Annotated in this window: 2 protein-coding genes and 1 pseudogene; all 3 read left to right on the forward strand. The window is 70.6% G+C overall.

Annotated features, from left to right (window positions below):
• A pseudogene (locus FV223_RS24400) lies at positions 1 to 197 on the forward strand (UDP-N-acetylmuramoylalanyl-D-glutamyl-2, 6-diaminopimelate--D-alanyl-D-alanine ligase); the annotation flags it as partial.
• A gap of 89 nt (positions 198 to 286) precedes the next feature.
• Positions 287 to 1372, forward strand: coding sequence for a phospho-N-acetylmuramoyl-pentapeptide-transferase (gene mraY / locus FV223_RS24405; protein WP_147729392.1), 1086 nt, complete (start codon positions 287 to 289; stop codon positions 1370 to 1372).
• A 204-nt stretch (positions 1373 to 1576) separates the two neighbouring features.
• Positions 1577 to 2843, forward strand: a 1267-nt coding sequence (murD, locus tag FV223_RS24410) for a UDP-N-acetylmuramoyl-L-alanine--D-glutamate ligase (RefSeq protein ID WP_147729393.1), incomplete at its 3' end; no start/stop codon positions are given.

Raw genomic sequence — 2843 nt, forward strand, 5'->3', positions numbered from 1 at the left:
TCGCGCGCCGGGGCATCGCGGCCGCCGCCTCGGCCGACCTCGTCGAGCCGCTGGCCGCGATCCTGCGGCCGGGCGACGCCGTGATGGTCAAGGGCTCGAACAGTATTCGCATGGGTCGGATTGTCGAGGCGCTCAAAGCCCGCTACGCGAACCCCCCGGCGCGCCACGACGCGTCGGCCCTGTCCGCCGGGCCGTGACCGGCACCTGATCGTCCGCCGAGGCCCCGGGACCGTTCGCGTCCCGCCGGCGCCCTTTCTTCGTGTGAGCCAAGCCACCGAGCCCCCGGATGCTGTATCTCCTGTCGGACCTGAGCGGCACGCTCTCGGCCCTCAACGTCTTCCGCTACATCACCTTCCGGACGGGAGGCGCGCTGTTCACGGCGGGCCTGTTCGTGTTCTGGTTCGGGCCGCTGATCATCTCGCTGCTGCGCCTGCGCCAGGGCAAGGGCCAGCCGATCCGCGAGGACGGGCCGCAGACCCACCTGCTGACCAAGCGCGGCACCCCGACCATGGGCGGCCTGATGATCCTGGCCGGCGCCATCGTCGCGATCCTGCTCTGGGCCAACCCGCGCAACCACTACGTCTGGATCACCCTCACGGTGACGCTGGGCTTCGGCGCGATCGGCTTCTACGACGACTACCTCAAGGTGACGAAGCAGTCGCACAAGGGCTTCTCGGGCAAGCTCCGCCTCGGGCTCGAGGCCCTGATCGCGATCACGGCCTGCTACGCGATCTCTTACTTCTCGCCGTCCACGCTGCAGAACCAGCTCGCCTTCCCGGTGTTCAAGGACGCGCTGCTGAATCTCGGCTGGTTCTACGTGCTGTTCGGCGGCTTCGTCATCGTCGGCGCGGGCAACGCGGTGAACATGACCGACGGCCTCGACGGGCTCGCCATCGTCCCCGTGATGATCGCCTGCGGCACCTTCGGCGTCATCGCCTACCTCGTCGGCAACTCGTTCACCGCGAGCTACCTCCAGGTGAACTACGTGCGCGACACCGGCGAGCTCGCGGTGGTGGCCGGCGCGGTGATCGGGGCGGGGCTCGGCTTCCTGTGGTTCAACGCGCCGCCGGCGCAGATCTTCATGGGCGACACCGGCTCGCTCGCTCTGGGCGGCCTCCTCGGCGTCGTCGCGGTGGCCACCAAGCACGAGATCGTCCTGGCGATCGTCGGCGGCCTGTTCGTCCTCGAGATCATGTCGGTGATCATCCAGGTCGCGTCGTTCAAGCTCACGGGCAAGCGCGTCTTCCGCATGGCGCCGATCCATCACCACTTCGAGCAGAAGGGCTGGAAGGAGCCGCAGGTCGTGATCCGGTTCTGGATCATCGCCGTCATCCTGGCGCTCGCCGGCCTGGCGACGCTCAAGCTGCGGTGAGCTGTGGTAGACTTTGCGCAACCGACGCTTGTCCCACCCCCGCCCTCATCCTGAGATGCGCCCGCGAAGCGGGCGCCTCGAAGGAGTCCTCCAGCGACCGCCATGTGTTCTGGAGGTCGCCTTCGAGGCTCGCCGACGCGGGCACCCCAGGATGAGGGGGGAGGGGCGGGACAACCCCGATTGCCGACCTGTTCCGAGTTTCCGATGACCCCAGCCACAACCTACGCCGGCCGCGCTGTCGCCCTGTTCGGGCTCGGCGCCTCCGGCCTCGCCACCGCGCTCGCCCTGAAGGAAGGCGGCGCCCGCGTGATCGCCTGGGACGACAACGCCGAGGGCGTCGCCAAGGCCGCCGCCCAGGGGATCGAGACCGCGGACCTGCGCGCGGCCGACTGGTCGGGCTTCGCGGCGCTGATCCTCTCGCCCGGCGTGCCGCTGACCCATCCGGTGCCGCACTGGACGGTCGCGCTCGCCAAGGCGGCCGGCATCGAGATCGTCGGCGACATCGAGCTGTTCTGCCGGGAGCGGCGTGCGATCGCGCCGGGCGCGCCGTTCGTCGCGATCACCGGCACCAACGGCAAGTCGACCACCACGGCGCTGATCGCGCACATCCTGCGCGCGGCCGGGCGCGACGTGCAGATGGGCGGCAACATCGGCACCGCGATCCTGTCGCTGGCGCCCCCGGCGCCCGATCGCATCCACGTCGTCGAGCTGTCCTCGTTCCAGATCGACCTGACGCCCTCGCTCGATCCGAGCGTCGGCGTGCTCCTCAACATCACCCCCGATCACCTCGACCGCCACGGCACCTTTGCGCAATACGCCGCGATCAAGGAGCGGCTGATCCAGGGCTCGGACCGCGCGGTCGTCGGCGTCGACGACGGGCCGAGCCGCGCCATCGCGGACCGGTTCGCGGAACGGGGCGGCGACCGGCTGACCCGCATCCACGTGCCCCGCGACGCGGCGCTCACCGCCGACGCCGTCACCGTCCGTGACGGGGTGATCGCGGACCGTGATGGTGCGCCGATCGCCGACGTGTCTGCGATCCGGTCGCTGCGCGGCGCGCACAACTGGCAGAACGCGGCCGTGGCGGTCGCGGTCGCCCGCGCGCTCGGGCTCCCGCCCGACGACATCCAGGCCGGGCTCGCGAGCTTTCCCGGCCTGCCGCACCGGATGGAGGAGGTCCGGGTCCACGGCGGCGTGCTGTTCGTCAACGATTCCAAGGCGACCAACGCCGATTCCACCGAGAAGGCGCTCACCGCCTTCCGCGACATCCACTGGATCCTCGGCGGCAAGGCGAAGGACGGCGGCATCTTCCCGCTGGTCCCGTATTTTGAGCGCATCGCGCACGCCTACCTGATCGGCGCCGCCTCCGACGCCTTCGCCGCGACGCTGGAAGGCGCCGTGCCCTACACCCGCTGCGAGACCCTGGACGTCGCCGTCCGGGCGGCGGCAGAGGGCGCGGCGGCCTCGGGCG

The sequence above is a fragment of the Methylobacterium sp. WL116 genome (assembly GCF_008039455.1).
Taxonomy (GTDB): Bacteria; Pseudomonadota; Alphaproteobacteria; order Rhizobiales; family Beijerinckiaceae; genus Methylobacterium.

Coding starts and splice junctions, on each gene's coding strand:
- mraY (WP_147729392.1), top strand. CDS start 287: ATGCTGTATCTCCTGTCGGACCTGAGCGGCACGCTCTCGGCCCTCAAC.